Below are 16,240 nucleotides of genomic sequence, written 5' to 3'. Positions count from 1 at the left end.
CGCTATTGACTCAAATTTCTTAAGCCTCTTTGGTCCTTATTTCTTGATCTAAAAGGTGGCCAACAAACGAGATTTCTTTTATTGTTACCGAAAGTTCCCCTGTTGGAATTTTTAAAGAAATTTTTTCATCAATATTTTTAAATAAAAGTTGTCTGCCTACCGGAGATAAGAAGGAAATATAACCACGATCCGGGTCCGATTGTTCAGGGTAACAAATGACATAATCTTCTTTGTCGTTATCTTCGTCATATAATACTGTAACTTTTGTCCCGATAAATACTTTCGGAAAAGATGAAATATGATTATTCTTTTGATTTACTTTTAATAATTCCTCAACTTCTAGTACATATAAATTAAAAAAGTGTTTTAGTCGTTCTTGTACAGGGGTTGAGGATAAATAGAGATTCGTTAGTTCCTTAATATTTTCATCGATATATACCAACTGTTGAATGAAGTATTCCTTATTTTGAATAGCACTATGGTTCATAGTAGATAACCCCCAAGCTAGGATTCAACTTTTTGCAAAACTTCATTGAATGTTTCATTTATAACTCCTCCTAAATATAAAAATAAATCCTCCGTACAAGAAACCAGTTACCAACATTAATATTGGAGATAGCTGAAATTCTGTACAATAAAGAGAGCAAAGCCCCTTTACCTAATGGAAGATATTAGTCTAATATTACCATAAATAAATATAAAAATCATGAATAGAAATTAGACGCGGTGACAAGCAACGAAAGTGGCCAATTCAGAGAACAAGTAATTATAAGTGAAACTAAATTATTAATATGAAATTTCAATAAAATTAAGTTAAAATTACCTTAGAATCGTTACATTTTCCTTTGGACTACTAATCTAGAATAGAGGAATATAAAGGACATATTAGTTCGTAATTTAAGACCGATTCTTTTACCATAGTAGAGATGCGGAACTGTTTTATTACTGATATAAGTTCACTGATTTTTCGACTCTCTATCCAAAACAATTGAGGAGTTGGATTAAGATGTGGTCATTTATTTTCAAAAAGAAAAATAATGATAGTGTAGAAGGTTCAAATGTGATCTCAGTTCAAAAAAACACAAAAGAATCGGAAATTGAAAAAATTGCAAATAAACTTAAAGAAGTACTCTCCCAAACATCTAAAGAAATAATCTTTTTGTGCGTAGGGTCAGACCGTTCTACAGGTGATTCACTTGGCCCAATGGTGGGGACAATGTTAATGGAAAAGAATATTCCTTTTCCGGTCTATGGGACATTAGAAGAACCTGTTCATGCACTAAATATCAAGAACGTTTTGAAGAATATCCATAAAAGATATGGAGACCCATTTATTTTTGGAATTGACGCTTGTTTAGGGGATGAAGGGAGAATAGGGTCTGTTTTTATAAAAGAGGGAGCCTTTATCCCAGGAAATGCTGTAAATAACGTTTTACCAAGTGTGGGTAATTACCATTTGAAGGCAATCGTAAATTATCTGGACCCAATCTCACCGGTACTGTCCTTAAATAGCACGCGATTATATACCGTTAAGATTCTTGCAGAAATTATTACGGAAATCATCACCAAGGCTGTATTTGATGTTAGAGAACCAACAGAATAACCTTAGAACACAATGTTTCTTATAGTAAGGAGCGTTATCTGAAATCATTCTACCAGTGTAATATACCTAAAAATTGATGTTATTAAAAAGAATACGTTATAATTGGTATAAAGTATACCGCGTAGGAAGAAGGAGAAAAAATGGTAAGTAACTGGACGGAGGATAATCTAATCTCGATTCGAGAGAGGGTTTATATTCACATTAAAGATCTAATTTTAGAAGGGGAATTCAAAGCCGGAGATCGATTGGTGGAAAGGGAACTGGCAGAAAGGTTAAACATTAGTCGAACGCCAATTCGCGAAGCTTTATTTCGCTTAGAATCACAAGGATTTGTTAAAACAGTCCCTAGAAAAGGTGTTATTGTTGCAGATATCTCTGAGAAGGAAATTATTGAGGTGTTTACGATTCTTTCATCCCTAGAAGTATTGGCAGCAAAATTAGCTGTCCAAAAGTTAGACGATGAAACAAAAAGTAAATTTATTGCCTGTATTAAAAAAGTGGAAGCCTGCTTGCAGGATAAAAGAGAATCTGATTATTCGGAGTTACACTTTGAAATGAATCATTTATTATACAGTTCTGCAAAAAATTCTAAACTTTATGAAATTCTAAGCGGTTTATCAGATTATATAAAAGCCTTTGCAAAGCTTGGTTATAAGAAAACTGGAAGAGCAGAACAGTCAATGGAAGAACATATAAGAATTATGGAAGCAATAGTGAATCAAGAAACAGAAATGGCAGAATTTCTAACAAAAATTCATATTGAAAATTCTAGAAAGGCTTACATTGAATCAGTTAAAAAAGGAGAAAAAAAATAATCATGATAGGGAGAAAGAGTGACTCCAGCTCTTTCTCCTTATCATTTAAACTCCTATTACGATGGAAGATGTTAAGTTTTTTAACACCTTTGCGACACTCATTGCTACAATTGGACTGGATTTAGGATTTTGTTTGTATGGTTCATTTTGAACAGAAATCTCGATTTCACCAAAATAGCCTTTAGCCTTAATAGTATGAATATTACGTTTAATGGTAGGATCTACGTAAACTTGAACGTTTGTTTTTTCGAATCCGATTCCAGCAAGACTTAATGTGGCTGAAACGTTGACATTTTCAGGGAATAATTTGGCTGCATTTCGAGCATTCCCTTCAAAGATACAATAGGGCTCAGTTATCGTTTCAAGGTTAACTTTTTCTTCCGCTATCGTTCCATACCAACTTTTTACAGGCTTCCTCGTAATAAGAGTAATCCCTTCAATTTCACCTAAAGCCCCTGCAGCAATTCTATCTAAACCACCAATAGCAGCAGAAGGAATCAAAATTTGTTTATTATTTTCTTGTGCAGCTTTTTGTAATGTTTCCAGAAATTCTTTATCAGCTAAAGCTCCCACCGAAATAACCATCAAATGACACCCGCTTGCCAAGGCCTTTTTCCCGTATAATTGTAAGGCATGATGACCAGCTGCTTCGATAACAATGTCTAAATCTTGATTGAAAAAAAACTCTTCATCGTTAGTGATCGAAAAAGGGTGCTGCGAAATCTCCTCGATTCGCTGTGGGTTCCTTACAAGAATGCTCTTTAGCTCAATTTCACCAGCTTGTTGTGTTTGAATTAATTGTGCAATACCCTTTCCTATTGTTCCATAACCAATGATTCCAGCTTTTAGCATGATTAAAACCACCTCTAATTATTTTATATTTAGAAAGATTAATAACATTAACTTAGTAAAAACTCTGATAGATTTCTTTACAACTTTCTAGTATGTACCATTAATCCATGCTATCGTAAAAGTAATAAAAGGTGATAGCGAGTAAAATCTCAAAATAGAAGGGGGGATGGAAAATATTGTATAGATAATTTGGTATACGATATACCGATTTTTCACTCTATTGTACCGAATGCTTAAAAAATTAGCAATATAGTATTTAAATAATACAAAAATATCAAAATATTTAAAATTATTTGCATGTTAACAGTAATGATGTTATTATGATTTACAAGGTGGGTATAGTGAAAACACGGAGGTGGGTTACCGGTAAATAAATTATGAAAGCGTTATCTTAGGTTGCTTGGAGGATCGGTCGTTAGAAATTGCTGCAGATTCTAGTAGGGACTCATTATTCTATTAAAAAGAAGAAAAAATTTTTATTATGGTATACAATCTACAATGCACAATGTACAAACGTACGAAATCGCAATAGTAATGAATCTATTGTAAGTGAGGTAAATACATAAATTAGCCTGCATAATAAATACCTCATCTACTTTGTAATGACTAATATTACTTGTCATCCAAAAGGAATTTAGATCTAAACAATGTTGAGAGCCGGAGGGGAAATATGGAATTAACATTAGCTCATTGGGTGTATCTATTTGTCACTGTAGCCGTTATTGTTATCATGCTCTTTAGAAAAGGTATTGTTTTACCTCTTATTATTGGTACCTTTGTAATAGCAGCAGTTTATAAAGGGAGTTTTATTGCAGGGTTTCAAGCAGTCTTTAATGCAAACCTCGTTGCTGCTAAGGAGCTATTCAGTATTTTCTTAATTATCTCTATCATGATTGGCCTCCTTAATTCTTTAAAAGATCTAGGGGCGGATAAAAGGATGGTCGTACCTATTCAAAAAATAATGGTAAACGGACATGTCTCTTATCTCGTTTTAATGGTCACGACATATGTGATTTCCCTCTTTTTCTGGCCAACCCCAGCGGTTCCACTCATTTGTGCGTTGTTAGTTCCAGCTGCAGTGAGTGCGGGATTACCAGTGATGACATCAGCAATGGTTATTTGTATCGCAGGTCAGGGAATGGCACTTTCTTCAGACTATATTATGCAAGTAGCGCCAATGCTTAGTGCAAAAGCGGCAGGAATTGATAAAGCTTTAGTTTCAGACAAGGCATTCATTCTTTCTCTCATTACCGGAATAAGTTCTCTAGCGATTGTGTATGTAACGCATCGAAAAGCTATTACTAAAAGAGTTGGATCTGTATCAGACGCGAATAAAGAAGCGAAAGCATTCTTTAATGTTAATGAAGAACTTGCTGCTACTGTAGAAGAGAGTGCTCAAATTAACCAGAGAAAAGCGACTTGGGGAAAAGTATTTGCTATCATTGTTCCTTTAGCAATGTTGGCCGTTATGATTTTTATGTTCCAGACCAAACTTGGTAATGGAGCAGGATTTGAAGGTGGGGACGGTGCAGCATTTATAGGTGGGGTTGCTACCATCCTATTAGTATTGGCCACTATTGCTTTCAACCGTATTCATGCACTCGAAAAAATAAGCGAGCATCTTACAGAAGGTTTTGTTTTCGCATTTCGTGCAATGGCACCCGTGATTCCCATTGCAGGTTACTTCTTTATGGGTAGTGGAGATTTTTCAGCGTCTATCCTTTCTTTAGGTGAAGAGGCAGCAAAACCAGCATTTCTATTTGACTTAATCCAAGCTGGACAAAATTATATACCGCAAAGTCCTTCTATTGCAGCGTTTAGTATCTTGATAATTGGAATTATTACGGGGTTAGATGGTTCCGGATTTGCTGGGCTTCCTTTAACAGGCGCATTGTCTGGTGCGTTAGCTCCTGGAAGTAACATCGATCCTGGAACTTTGGCAGCGATTGGGCAGATGGGTGCGGTTTGGAGCGGTGGAGGCACACTTATTGCCTGGTCATCTCTTGTAGCAGTAGCCGGTTTCCTACAAGTTTCACCATTAGAGTTAGCCAGAAAAAACTTCTTCCCAGTAATAACTGGACTAATCATTGCAACTATTTGTGCAGTATTAATTTGGTAAAAGAAAGCTGTTTTGATGAATCTCTTATCTAGTTGAAGTTTGTTAATAAATATCGGGCTATTCCAAAAGTCAGTAAGGAACTGATTTTTGGAATAGCTTTCTTATTTTAGTTGATTAAGGCTAATTGTTATTTTGAAAAGTTGGAATACAAAGGATGATAAGATGAAAGGGGAAAAAGGATGAAACAAGAAAGGATCGGTTTAGTTGGTATTGGTAAGCTCGGCACGGCGATGATGGCTCATTGGGATAAAAAAGGAATTTCAATAGGGGTTTACCACCCTACGAAAACAAAATCAGAACAATTTGTTCAACATTTTCAACATGGTTTTATCTTAAAGGAAAGAGAATTAGCGGAATTAGATGTCCTAATTCTAGCACTGCCCGCAATGGAGATAATCCCATTTATCTCAAGTTTAGAGATTCAAAGTGATTTACAACAGTCACCTGCTATTATCAATATGGCAACAAATCTTCCTACTAACGAAATTTCTGCTAAGTTTCCATCCTTGAACGTTCATGGTGTGAAGTATATGGGGCATGGAAGAGACTTACTGGAACATGGAAATGGCTTATTTATTACAGAAGCTACATTATCTAATCAGATAGAGGAACTTTTTCAGCAAATTGGAAAGGTAAAAATAGATAGTGAGAATTGTTTAACAGAGGTAAATAAATTAGCAACTTATTTCGCTTTAAAAACAGCGATAAATTTGGAGACAGAATTTGCTAGGCGACAATTATCACCAGAATATCTTAATAGAGCTTTAACATCCCTTGCACCTGAAGTAATCCGTTCCTATAGTAACGGGACTCTTGGTCACTTTGCAAAGGAAATCATTAAACAAATCGAGACAGAGAAAGAATAAATGAATTGAAAAAACCAGTAGCTGCATTACGAGCTCCTGGTTTTCCATATTTTTATAGTTCTAGCCAGTAAATACTTGCAAAAGAAACACGTAAAGCATAACAATACTGATATAAATTGTCGTAAAAGAAATATTCCAATTTGATACTTTATAAGATGTATCTTTTACTAGGTTTGACATCAGACCTAGTGTGGCATTATAAGGACCTACTAGGAAGGAAGATACTGCTCCAGCCAACATGGCCACTGTTAGTATGTGTGGATTAAGTCCAAGAACAGATAAATCCAATCCTCCTGTCATCAGTGCAAGGGAGACGGCAGGATGAAGACCTAAAAAGGCAAAAGCCAAAGGTACCAACGGAAGTAATATCAGAAAGATTTCCACTCCAGCCACTTGAATAAACTCCATAATCCAGCCATTTAACAATTCATCGGTATGTGAGATATTGATCGTTGATATAAAAAATCCAGCTGATAGAAAAATGAAAAATTGATCTTTCATACTGATTGAAAAGGAGTGAAAATGGTTTAATAATTGACTGTTAAATTCTGTCCCTTTTTTTAGGAATAGTGACCAGGCAAATGCAAATGGAATCACAATTAATGAAACTAGAATTAAAAAGGAAAGATGAAATCGAGACTCTGCTATAGAAATAGCAATAATAAAAATAATAATGGCCAAGAAAATTTGAATGATTCTACCGGGAGAATTCAATTGACCAGGTTCTATCGCAGCGGCAGTTTCATGGACAGAAACGTCTGGAACAGAAGTAAGCATTTTTTTAGACCTGCGTGCTCCTATGAACCAATCCATTCCCAAGCCTAATAAGCTTAGTGGCACCACATAGGGTAATATTGATACCCAGCTTACGTTGGTTACAGAAATTACAATTCCGACAATAGGGGTAACGGGAGCCCATAGTAGTGGCATGGCAAAACCTCTGGTAATGGCTCTACTCATGAAACGTTCTTTATTCTCAACAGCAAACATGTTTAAAGCAGGGCGAATGGAATAATACGCCATTGGCAAAGTTGCGAGATTCATAAAAATACTAAAAAAATAGGAAATACCTGAAGTTATCATATATAACTTACCAGAATTCGTTATCTTTTTTTGAATAATTGTTTGTATGCCACCGCTATATCCACCTAATTTGATAGGGATTCCTAATATAGGAACTAATGTAAATAATGTAATCAAGTCAAGCATAGGACCAAAAGATAATATGTAATTGTGCCAATACGCTCCGCTTTTCCATAGGAGCATGATCCCTAAGAGTAGAAATGCACCACCCAGTATTTGAACGGAGCGTTTAGCAAGAAATAACGTTGATAATACAATAATGAAACATAGAATCGATAGCAGGAAACTAAAGTCTAGTTGAGGCAGTAAAGTAGATAATAAATACATAAATATGACCAATAAAAATAGGAATCTCAACATAGCAACACCAGCTTTTTTGGAATTTGTTCATTATACAAATTTTGTAATTATTACTATTTTGGTATACCGAACAAAAGATTTCATATGATTTGTTCACCATTTATACATATTATACACTATATTTTTGGTATTTGGTATACAATGTTGTTGTAATTTTTTCAATACAGTAATAGAATAAGTGTAAGCAATACACAAATTAGGAGGTAATGGGGATGTTTAATTTTCTATTTGGTTCTAAGAAAGCAGTGGAAAAAGCTGAAAAGAAGTTAGCGCGACTAAGAAAAACATTAAAATTTTAACTTTCCCATATGAATAAAAAGAACCGTCACTCCATAGTGACGGTTTTTGTTGTATTCTTAAAAAACAAACAAAAAACCGGAGGTGAGATGGGTGTGCTCCGGTTTTTACATGATTAGTGTATGCTGTTGTCTAGCTTATAGAGCTACTTCTTCTGTTTTTACCAGCTTTGAGTGAATGGAATCTTCACTATTACCTGATGCTTTAACAATTTCATTTAATTCTTCTCGTGCCGCTTCAATCGTTTCAAATCTTTCGAAAAACTTTACAGCAATGTGGTTTACATATTCTTTTCCTTCAAATTCTTCGAATAATTGAATCTTAATATTTTCATCGATAACTTTTGCAATCGTGTATTTGGCTTTTAATTTTTCAAAGAAATAAAAGTCATAGGTTTCTACTACCTGTAATCCTTCGTTTTCAAGGATGGTTTGAAAAGTATCTTTATTCGTTAATACAATATAGTTCCCCATTTGTAACACTCCCTCTAATTATTCTTTTTCTTCTTGATATAAATAGAAACGTAGGAATAAATGGTTTGAATGATCACCTCTCAATTTGATATTTTGTATACCAAATACCTTATGAGTAGTGTATCTCAAGTTATCAAATTGTTCAATGGTATATTCTAATTTTTTAAAAAATTATAAAAAACTTCTTTTCTTCTCGTGCAAAAAAGATGTATAATTCAGAAAAGTATCAAATTCTTTGTTCTATACTGAAAGGGGATATTTTATGCCAAAAGTAATTCTTCATGTAGATGGAACTGTTGTCGAACAGCAAGTTAAGGATAATGCGAATTTAGTAGTTTTAGCTGGTATACGACAATTTCCTCAATTAAAGTATGGTTGTGGAATGGGTCGTTGCACGAAGTGCACATGCAAAGTGATCAGTGGTGGAGAATCGATTGCACCTCCGAATTGGAAAGAAATTAAAATGTTAGGTGATAAGGTGGAAGAGGGATATCGATTAACCTGCCAATTAACAATTGAACAAGATATAGAAATCTCACAAGAGAATATCTCGATTCAGGCACCAAAGAAGCAATCTGCTACACTACGGTAGGAGATCATTTTTATAGAATTTGTTGGTATACAAAATACCTAGATGAATAAAGTTAGAGTGAGGGGATTTTATTGGAGTGTTATAATCTAACAAAAATGACATGGCAGGAAGTAGAAGAGTCGTTAAAGACTGTTAAGTTTGCGATCATTCCAATTGGAGCTCATGAACAACATGGTCCTCATATGGTAGAAAGCTGCGACGCAGTATTGGCTGAAAAAATGGCAGAAAAACTAGGCCAAAAAATGTTTCCTTATGCATTGGTTACTCCTACAATTAATATGGGTGTTTCGCCACACCACTTGAACTTTCCGGGAACTATTTCCCTGCAGCCCAATACGTTAATTGCGATCCTAAAAGACATGCTATCATCACTAAGTCATCATGGAATCAAAAAATTTTTATTGTTAAATTCACATGGTGGAAACCAAACTACTTTAAATGTTGCTTCTATGACATTGACAAAAGAACTGAATGTTGACATTTACTATGCAAAAACCACAGCATCGGCAAAAAAAACAATCGGAAATTTCATAACATCACCTTTGTTTGGACACAGTTGTGAAAGAGAGGTCTCAGAAGCTTTGTATTTAGCTCCAGAGCTTGTTCGGCCAGATCAACTTGAGAAAGGTGATATCCAAGAATCTGGAAGATGGGAGCAGCTTAGACCTGGAAAGGCTATTCAAGGCTTTTATTTTTATGAAGAAATGACTCAAAATGGTTCGATTGGAGATGCCACAAAAGCTAGTTGGGAATTAGGGCAGCAGATCGTTGAGGAAGCATTGGAGAATCTCTCAAAAGAGCTCAACAGTTTATTAAATCTAAAAATGGATGTATATATATAAAACGCAGGTTTTACATTTATTTGATTGATATTTTAAAAAATTCTAAAAATTATATTTACAAATAAAAAATAATAGGTTAATATTTTTATTAAGGTATACCAAATACAATAATCAGAAATTTATAGAGAGTATATCATTACAATCTATATTTTTTACTGTAATTTGGTATACAAAATATCAAATACAGTTATGGGGATAATGCCCAGGAAACAGGAGGAGTAAAAATGTCAGAATTTTTATCAAAAGATGAATTTCGTAAAGAACTAGAAGAAGCAATTAAAGGAAACCATAGCCAGAAGGCTCCATTTACAGTAGCTTGGGCTGAAGGAAAACTTGAAAGAAAACACTTTGCAAGATGGGCTGAAAATCATTACCACTATGTAGGGCCATTCGCAGATTACCTTGCGTATATCTATCACAATACTCCAAGCGATCCAAAATTTGCAGCTGCAAAAGACTTCACTTTACAAAACATGTATGAAGAAGAGATTGCAGCAGATCGTCATACAGATTTATTGATTCGTTTTGCGGAAGCATGTGGCACCACTGCTGAACGAGTCATTAACCCAGATAATATGGCACCGACCACATTAGGTCTTCAAAGCTGGTGCTTTGCTGTAGCGGCACGTGAACATTTCGTTGTTGCCACTGCTGCCCTAGTGGTAGGTTTAGAATCTCAAGTGCCTGATATCTATAGAAAGCAAACACCAGCATTACGCGCTCAATACGGATTTACAGATGAAGAAATTGAATTCTTTGACTTACACATTGTTTCAGATGAAATTCATGGTGAACGTGGATATAAGATTGTTCTTGACCACGCTGATACTCCAGAATTACAACAACGTTGTCTTGAAATTGTTAGAGTGGGTGCTAAAATGCGCCGTATGTACATGGATGGTTTATGGAGAGAGTATCTTGAGCAGGACTTAGGGTCTTTAGTTCAAACCAACTAAAATACTTAGATTTATATAAATAGATAGGATTCCTTAGGGATAACACTCCATTGATAGAATCTATCTTTCCAGGCCGTCATATTAATCTTGTAAAATCGAGGTTCTAAATGACGGCCATTTTCTATTAAAAAAGAAAAAGGTGATTGTTTGTTAACTACTAAAGTGAAAACGTTCAATAACTATATTAATGGTGAATGGCAGGAATCAGTAAGCCAAAAACAGTTTTTTAATGTTAATCCTGCTAATACAGAAGATATTGTTGGCTCCTTCCAAGCTTCCAATGAACAAGATATCCTGGAAGCCATAGAAGCAGCCCAAAATGCTTTTCCAAATTGGGCAAAGACATCTCCATCAAAACGGGCAGCTATTTTAAATAAAGCAGCCAGCATACTGGAAGAAAATGCGGATCAATATGCCGAAGAGTTGACAAGGGAAGAGGGAAAGCATGTTACGGACGCTAAGAATGAAGTGATTCGGTCTGCACAAACTCTCCGATTTTATGCAGTTGAAGGACAAACGATAACAGGCGAAACATATCCAAATGATGATCCGGATATGAAGGTTTCTTCAGAAAGAGAACCACTTGGGGTAATAAGTGTCATTACTCCATGGAATTTTCCGCTTTCCATTCCTGCAAGAAAGATTGCACCAGCATTAATCACAGGTAACACGGTTGTATTTAAACCTTCGTCCGATACACCATTAATTGCTTTACGTCTTGTTGAAGCACTACATCAGGCTGGTATACCAAAAGGCGTGATAAATTTTGTTACAGGAAGAGCTTCAGAGGTAGGCGACCTTTTGGTTACACATCCTTCTATTAAGGCCATTACTTTTACAGGTTCAACTGCTGCGGGAGAAGATATTCACAAAAAATCTTCCTTTACAACTCGAACACAGATGGAACTCGGCGGAAAAAACCCATTAATCGTCATGGATGATGCAGATATTGACCTGGCAGCCACTTTAACGGTTAACGGTGGTTTCTCCTTAACGGGTCAGGCGTGTACGGGAACAAGCAGAGTAATCGTGTTGAAAAATGTAAGAGAGCAATTTGAGGAAAAATTAGTTGAAAAAACGAAAGCTTTGAAAATAGGAAATGGCTTTGAAGAGGGCGTGAAAATCGGTCCTCTGGCAAATGAAAAGCAATTGAAAAACGTCCTGAAGTACATTGAGTACGGGAAAGAGGATGGAGCATCATTGGTTTATGGCGGAGAACAACTTACAGAAGGCCAATTTCAACAAGGATATTATGTTCAGCCAGCTATCTTTACCAATGTAAAACCTGATCATCGAATTGCAAAAGAAGAAATTTTCGGTCCTGTCGTGGCTGTCATTGAAGTAGATACATATGAAGAGGCCATTCAGGTTGCAAATGATGTTGAGTATGGTTTGTCAGCAGCGATTGTTACAGACAGTCTGAAGACTGCAAATAAATTTACAAAAGATATTCAAGCCGGAACCGTAAAGGTCAATCGAACCACCACTGGGAATTTAATGAATGCACCTTTTGGCGGGCTGAAAAAATCAAGTACATCTACATTCCGTGAATCCGGCCGGGTTGGTTTGGAATTTTTTACGCAATTGAAGACCGTATATATCGGATATTAAATTAGAAAGTTTGAGGAGAATAAAGTAATGAAAACAAAATTAACATTAGAACTAGAAGAAGCAAATTTAATGATTGAAGCTGCAAAGAAAAAATCTGAAGACATCAATGTACTTGAAACCATCGCGATCGTGGATGACGGAGGAAATTTAATCGCCCTTGAAAGAATGAATGGAGCGAGAATAACTGGACCTGAAATTGCGATTGCTAAAGCATACACGGCTTCTGGTCATAAACGATCTACTCACCTATTTAATAAAGAGCCAAATGGTCCTGCATTACCAGGAAACGAAGCATTCGGTATACAACAAATGCTGCCAGGTAAATTCGCCATTTTTGTGGGAGGATTTCCAATTGTTGTGAATGGTGAAGTGGTTGGTGGAGTGGGAGTGAGCGGCGGGAATGGAGAGCAGGACATAGCGGTTGGTACGGCAGCACTCGAAGCTTTGCAAAAGCATGTAGAAAGTAAGGGTCTTACAGTATTAACACAACCGGATATTAAAATATAAGGAAAAAGGGACCTCATCCTGTTTAAATTAAGGAACAATTTGAGGTCCATAAATGAGCCTCAACACCCCAAAGAGTACCTACAAAGGAAGGATGGAGAGAATCAATTGAATAAATATTTGGAATTAGCCATTGGCTTTGCGCGTACCGGAGTTACAGGCTATGGAGGAGGACCTTCTACCATCCCGTTAATCGAATTTGAGGCAGTGAAAAAATATAAATGGATGTCAGAAGAAGAGTTTGGTGAGGTATTGGCTCTAGCTAATACGCTGCCAGGTCCTATTGCTACAAAAATGGCTGCCTATATCGGCTATAAAGTAAAAGGCAACATAGGCGCTGTGGTAGCGATATTAACCCACGTTCTTCCCTCTGTCATTGCCATGCTTGGTTTGTTAGGTGTTCTTTATTCATTTAGTCATTCACCTATTGTAGGTGGAATGGTTCAAGGGGTTACGCCTGTTATAGGGTTTATGCTAGCCGAAATGGCTTATCGTTTTTTCCAAAACGGCAAAAAAGGTTTGGGTTTACCAAAGATGTTATTGTTCTCGGCCATTTCTTTCATCCTAATTCAGTTGGTCGGACTTCATCCAGGAATCTTAATTGCCACTTTTTTAATTTCAGCCTTTTTTATAGCTAGCCGAAAAGAAAAGGCTGCAAACACTCCTCCAAAAGATGTGATTGAACTAAAGGAGAAAAGCTCATGATTTATTTGGAAATATTTTGGTCGTTTCTTATTGCAAATCTTTTGGGATACGGAGGAGGACCCGCTACAATACCATTAATACAAATCGAAGTAGTCAATGAAAGAGACTGGATGACTCTATCAGAGTTCGGCGACCTGTTAGCCATCGCCAATGCCTTACCAGGTCCAATCGCGACGAAGATGGCAGGTTTTATCGGGTATGAAATAGGTGGTGTTCTCGGTTCGATTGTTGCACTTGCTGCAACGATACTTCCATCAGCCATCGCCGTTATTTTGTTGTTTAAGTTTGTGAATTTATTCAAGGATTCACCCAAAGTTAAGCTAATGACAAAGTCAGTCCAGCCAATCATCGCGATCTTACTTGCAGTGATGGCCTATCAATTCTTCTTAACAGCTTTTGAAAATAGCGGTATCTTTCACCTTGTACTTTTAGCTTTGCTCAGTTATCTCACCTTAAGCAGGATGAAGGTCCATCCATCTTTTGTGATAATTGGTGCGCTGCTTTATGGCGGTATCTTTTTATCTTAATCTAAAAAAATAAACAAATTTCAGGAGGTGAAATGATGGAAGTAATATGGGAGGAAAATAATTTATTATCAATAAGAGAACATGCCTATCTATATTTAAAAAAGATGATCCTAGAAGGAGAGTTTAAGGCTGGAGACCGTCTAATTGAAAGGGAGCTTGCAGCTAAATTGAAAATTAGCCGTACGCCAATACGGGAGGCTTTGTTCCGACTAGAATCACAAGGATTTGTGAAAACTGTACCAAGGAAAGGGGTCGTTCTCTCCAATATATCTGTAAATGAAGTGATTGAGGTTTTTACGATTCTTGCATCATTAGAAGTTCTAGCAGTAAAATTAGCTTCACAAAGAATGGATCAAGAGACAAAAAAAGAATTGGATCAAAAAATAAAAGAACTGATGGAAATTGAAGAGAATGAAGAAGAAAATTTTAATTTTGAACATATTAAAATGAATCATTTAATTAATAAAGCATCGAAAAGTCCTAAATTATTTGAAATTCTATCTGGATTAATAGACTATATCCATATGGCGGCTAATATGGGCTATGAGACACCAGGCAGAAGGAAAATTTCTTTAAAGGAACATATCGATATTATGAAGGCATTACGTGATCAAGAAACGGAAATGGCTGAGTATTTGATGAGGATTCATATAGAAAATTCAAAAAAAGCGTATATTACTTATATGGAAAATATCCAGGAGAAGCTTTATAAAAGTAAAAGTTAAGGCAGGCGCTATTTAATAAGCAGCCTGTTTTATTTTTATCCACTTGATAGGTTAATTGAATAAAAAGATAGTAGAAATCTAGTTTTTATTCTGATTTATACTAACAGTCGTCATCAGTTTGAAAAGATAAAATAAATAATTAGAATATTTTAAATTTACGCATTGTCTGATAATTAAATTTATGGTATATTGTATACCAAGAAGAACATTTCAAGGAGGAATTCATAGATGCCAACGATTCGATTTATTAATAGTAATAAACAATTAGAAGTTCCAGAGGATTCCAATATTTTAAGAATGTCACTTCGCTATGATGGAGATCTTCCCAATCGATGTGGAGGAGGAATTTGCGGTACTTGCGTTTTTAAAGCGGAAGAAGGGGCTGAATTCCTTGATAATGTAAAGATTCAGGAAAGAAGGAAGTTAGGCGAGGAATGGCTAGATAAAGGGTATCGTTTAGGCTGTCAGACCTTTGTTACAAATGGGGATATTGAAATTTCATGGGATGATGAAATTACTAAACAAGTAAAAATGAGAAAACCAGATAAATTAAAGCAGGAAGTGTCTGCGAATAAATAAAGATTTTAAACTTTACCCTGTAAGTAAAATCAATCATATCTTTTGAGGTGAAAACAATGTGGGTTTGTCACACGCATATGAAAGAAGCATTATCATTGTTAGAAATTCCCCATATACGGAAAGCTCCTTATAAAATTAAGTGTACGCTATGTGATAACCACGCATCTGCAAAAGTTTATTACACGCATCAAACATACAAAGCAACAAAAAATCAATATATGAATTTCCGAAAAAAATTAGGTTAAGTATAGAATATGATATAGAAGGAAAACAAGAGTAAAATGTAAACCCTCAATTCCCAAAAAAAGCCTATTTAGATAATGAAAATTATCTAAATAGGCTTTTTACTATTACTTTTTAAAATAACAGCGCCAGACTTTCTTGAATATGAGTAGTCCAAAAACAATCACAACAAGGAAGCCGATTAATGCAATAAGGATGTTTAATATAGTACCAAGGCTACCTAAACTTAGTAAAGTAAAGAAGCCTGTTACGACATTCAAAATGGAAAGCAGCAACCATATTACACCTGTTAAAAACCCAAGGAAAAGTCCCAAAATGCCACAGGAAGAATGACCATTACCCATAAGATTCACCTCCTCACTATGGTTGTTCAAGATTATTGTATGCAGAGGTTGTAGAGCATGTTTTATAAATTCAGGAAAAGGGGCATAAAATAGGCAGGAAAAGAAATGGTGACAGGCACCGGTCGTGGACACTGTCCATCTCAG

Annotated in this window: 18 protein-coding genes; 13 read left to right on the top strand and 5 right to left on the bottom strand. The window is 35.7% G+C overall.

Features of this window, described 5'->3' with window-relative positions:
• Window positions 1-19: 19 nt before the first annotated feature.
• A complete protein-coding gene (locus tag QUG14_RS05580) occupies window positions 20-487 on the bottom strand; it encodes a GreA/GreB family elongation factor (RefSeq protein WP_289339532.1) in 468 nt (155 codons plus the stop codon).
• A 519-nt stretch (window positions 488-1,006) separates the two neighbouring features.
• On the opposite strand from QUG14_RS05580, the gene yyaC reads away from it, so the two are divergent.
• Together yyaC and QUG14_RS05570 are read left to right on the top strand one after the other, a co-directional pair.
• Window positions 1,007-1,603, top strand: coding sequence for a spore protease YyaC (gene yyaC / locus QUG14_RS05575; RefSeq protein ID WP_289339531.1), 597 nt, complete (start codon window positions 1,007-1,009; stop codon window positions 1,601-1,603).
• Window positions 1,604-1,743: 140 nt separating this feature from the next.
• Window positions 1,744-2,418 (top strand): GntR family transcriptional regulator, encoded by a 675-nt coding sequence (locus QUG14_RS05570; protein ID WP_289339530.1) that lies wholly within the window; start codon window positions 1,744-1,746, stop codon window positions 2,416-2,418.
• Window positions 2,419-2,463: 45 nt separating this feature from the next.
• On the opposite strand, the gene nadX is transcribed toward QUG14_RS05570, so the two are convergent.
• Window positions 2,464-3,270, bottom strand: a complete 807-nt coding sequence (gene nadX / locus QUG14_RS05565; RefSeq protein ID WP_289339529.1) for an aspartate dehydrogenase — start codon at window positions 3,268-3,270, stop codon at window positions 2,464-2,466.
• A 670-nt stretch (window positions 3,271-3,940) separates the two neighbouring features.
• Between nadX and QUG14_RS05560 the strand changes: the two genes are divergently transcribed.
• Window positions 3,941-5,389: a hypothetical protein gene (locus tag QUG14_RS05560; RefSeq protein ID WP_289339528.1), complete on the top strand. Its 1,449-nt coding sequence runs from the start codon at window positions 3,941-3,943 to the stop codon at window positions 5,387-5,389.
• A gap of 179 nt (window positions 5,390-5,568) precedes the next feature.
• Window positions 5,569-6,255 carry an NAD(P)-binding domain-containing protein gene (locus QUG14_RS05555; RefSeq protein WP_289339527.1) on the top strand — a complete coding sequence of 229 codons (687 nt, stop codon included), beginning with the start codon at window positions 5,569-5,571 and terminating at the stop codon, window positions 6,253-6,255.
• Between the two features lie 60 nt (window positions 6,256-6,315).
• On the opposite strand, the gene QUG14_RS05550 is transcribed toward QUG14_RS05555, so the two are convergent.
• A complete protein-coding gene (locus QUG14_RS05550; protein WP_289339526.1) occupies window positions 6,316-7,698 on the bottom strand; it encodes a hypothetical protein in 1,383 nt (460 codons plus the stop codon).
• A 434-nt stretch (window positions 7,699-8,132) separates the two neighbouring features.
• A complete protein-coding gene (locus QUG14_RS05545) occupies window positions 8,133-8,468 on the bottom strand; it encodes a hypothetical protein (protein WP_289339525.1) in 336 nt (111 codons plus the stop codon).
• A 262-nt stretch (window positions 8,469-8,730) separates the two neighbouring features.
• Here QUG14_RS05545 and QUG14_RS05540 point away from each other — a divergent pair, with 262 nt between their 5' ends.
• The 9 genes from QUG14_RS05540 to QUG14_RS05500 all read left to right on the top strand — a co-directional run bounded on the left by QUG14_RS05540 (window position 8,731) and on the right by QUG14_RS05500 (window position 15,509).
• On the top strand, window positions 8,731-9,060 hold the full coding sequence (locus QUG14_RS05540; protein ID WP_289339524.1) for a 2Fe-2S iron-sulfur cluster-binding protein: 330 nt from the start codon (window positions 8,731-8,733) through the stop codon (window positions 9,058-9,060).
• Between the two features lie 71 nt (window positions 9,061-9,131).
• Window positions 9,132-9,902 (top strand): creatininase family protein, encoded by a 771-nt coding sequence (locus QUG14_RS05535; protein ID WP_289339523.1) that lies wholly within the window; start codon window positions 9,132-9,134, stop codon window positions 9,900-9,902.
• A gap of 224 nt (window positions 9,903-10,126) precedes the next feature.
• On the top strand, window positions 10,127-10,858 hold the full coding sequence (locus QUG14_RS05530) for an iron-containing redox enzyme family protein (protein WP_289339522.1): 732 nt from the start codon (window positions 10,127-10,129) through the stop codon (window positions 10,856-10,858).
• A 147-nt stretch (window positions 10,859-11,005) separates the two neighbouring features.
• Complete coding sequence (locus tag QUG14_RS05525) at window positions 11,006-12,469, top strand: aldehyde dehydrogenase family protein (RefSeq protein WP_289339521.1); 1,464 nt, start codon at window positions 11,006-11,008, stop codon at window positions 12,467-12,469.
• 27 nt (window positions 12,470-12,496) lie between these two features.
• Window positions 12,497-12,976: a GlcG/HbpS family heme-binding protein gene (locus QUG14_RS05520; protein ID WP_289339520.1), complete on the top strand. Its 480-nt coding sequence runs from the start codon at window positions 12,497-12,499 to the stop codon at window positions 12,974-12,976.
• Window positions 12,977-13,081: 105 nt separating this feature from the next.
• The gene (locus tag QUG14_RS05515; RefSeq protein WP_289339519.1) at window positions 13,082-13,678 is read left to right on the top strand and encodes a chromate transporter; all 597 of its coding nucleotides are present in this window, start codon (window positions 13,082-13,084) and stop codon (window positions 13,676-13,678) included.
• A complete protein-coding gene (locus QUG14_RS05510) occupies window positions 13,675-14,205 on the top strand; it encodes a chromate transporter (RefSeq protein WP_289339518.1) in 531 nt (176 codons plus the stop codon). The genes QUG14_RS05515 and QUG14_RS05510 overlap by 4 nt, the downstream gene beginning before the upstream one ends.
• A 35-nt stretch (window positions 14,206-14,240) precedes the next feature.
• On the top strand, window positions 14,241-14,930 hold the full coding sequence (locus QUG14_RS05505; protein WP_289339517.1) for a GntR family transcriptional regulator: 690 nt from the start codon (window positions 14,241-14,243) through the stop codon (window positions 14,928-14,930).
• A 228-nt stretch (window positions 14,931-15,158) separates the two neighbouring features.
• Window positions 15,159-15,509 (top strand): 2Fe-2S iron-sulfur cluster-binding protein, encoded by a 351-nt coding sequence (locus QUG14_RS05500; protein ID WP_289339516.1) that lies wholly within the window; start codon window positions 15,159-15,161, stop codon window positions 15,507-15,509.
• Window positions 15,510-15,859: 350 nt separating this feature from the next.
• Here QUG14_RS05500 and QUG14_RS05495 read toward each other — a convergent pair whose 3' ends face one another.
• Window positions 15,860-16,096 carry an ABC transporter gene (locus QUG14_RS05495; RefSeq protein WP_289339515.1) on the bottom strand — a complete coding sequence of 79 codons (237 nt, stop codon included), beginning with the start codon at window positions 16,094-16,096 and terminating at the stop codon, window positions 15,860-15,862.
• Between the last annotated feature and the right edge of the window lie 144 nt (window positions 16,097-16,240).

Origin of the sequence: Neobacillus sp. CF12 (assembly GCF_030348765.1) — a bacterium.
In the GTDB taxonomy this organism is placed as follows: Bacteria; Bacillota; Bacilli; order Bacillales; family Cytobacillaceae; genus Neobacillus.
The sequence above is the reverse complement of the archived record's forward strand: the minus strand, read 5'-3'. Positions and strand labels throughout refer to the sequence as shown.

What these genes read in the sequence shown, in the direction of transcription:
- QUG14_RS05570 (WP_289339530.1), top strand. Translation starts at nt 1,744, where the DNA reads ATGGTAAGTAACTGGACGGAGGATAATCTAATCTCGATTCGAGAGAGG.
- QUG14_RS05540 (WP_289339524.1), top strand. Translation starts at nt 8,731, where the DNA reads ATGCCAAAAGTAATTCTTCATGTAGATGGAACTGTTGTCGAACAGCAA.
- yyaC (WP_289339531.1), top strand. Translation starts at nt 1,007, where the DNA reads ATGTGGTCATTTATTTTCAAAAAGAAAAATAATGATAGTGTAGAAGGT.
- nadX (WP_289339529.1), bottom strand. Translation starts at nt 3,270, where the DNA reads ATGCTAAAAGCTGGAATCATTGGTTATGGAACAATAGGAAAGGGTATT.
- QUG14_RS05545 (WP_289339525.1), bottom strand. Translation starts at nt 8,468, where the DNA reads ATGGGGAACTATATTGTATTAACGAATAAAGATACTTTTCAAACCATC.
- QUG14_RS05505 (WP_289339517.1), top strand. Translation starts at nt 14,241, where the DNA reads ATGGAAGTAATATGGGAGGAAAATAATTTATTATCAATAAGAGAACAT.
- QUG14_RS05580 (WP_289339532.1), bottom strand. Translation starts at nt 487, where the DNA reads ATGAACCATAGTGCTATTCAAAATAAGGAATACTTCATTCAACAGTTG.
- QUG14_RS05555 (WP_289339527.1), top strand. Translation starts at nt 5,569, where the DNA reads ATGAAACAAGAAAGGATCGGTTTAGTTGGTATTGGTAAGCTCGGCACG.
- QUG14_RS05500 (WP_289339516.1), top strand. Translation starts at nt 15,159, where the DNA reads ATGCCAACGATTCGATTTATTAATAGTAATAAACAATTAGAAGTTCCA.
- QUG14_RS05530 (WP_289339522.1), top strand. Translation starts at nt 10,127, where the DNA reads ATGTCAGAATTTTTATCAAAAGATGAATTTCGTAAAGAACTAGAAGAA.
- QUG14_RS05495 (WP_289339515.1), bottom strand. Translation starts at nt 16,096, where the DNA reads ATGGGTAATGGTCATTCTTCCTGTGGCATTTTGGGACTTTTCCTTGGG.
- QUG14_RS05510 (WP_289339518.1), top strand. Translation starts at nt 13,675, where the DNA reads ATGATTTATTTGGAAATATTTTGGTCGTTTCTTATTGCAAATCTTTTG.
- QUG14_RS05550 (WP_289339526.1), bottom strand. Translation starts at nt 7,698, where the DNA reads ATGTTGAGATTCCTATTTTTATTGGTCATATTTATGTATTTATTATCT.
- QUG14_RS05560 (WP_289339528.1), top strand. Translation starts at nt 3,941, where the DNA reads ATGGAATTAACATTAGCTCATTGGGTGTATCTATTTGTCACTGTAGCC.
- QUG14_RS05520 (WP_289339520.1), top strand. Translation starts at nt 12,497, where the DNA reads ATGAAAACAAAATTAACATTAGAACTAGAAGAAGCAAATTTAATGATT.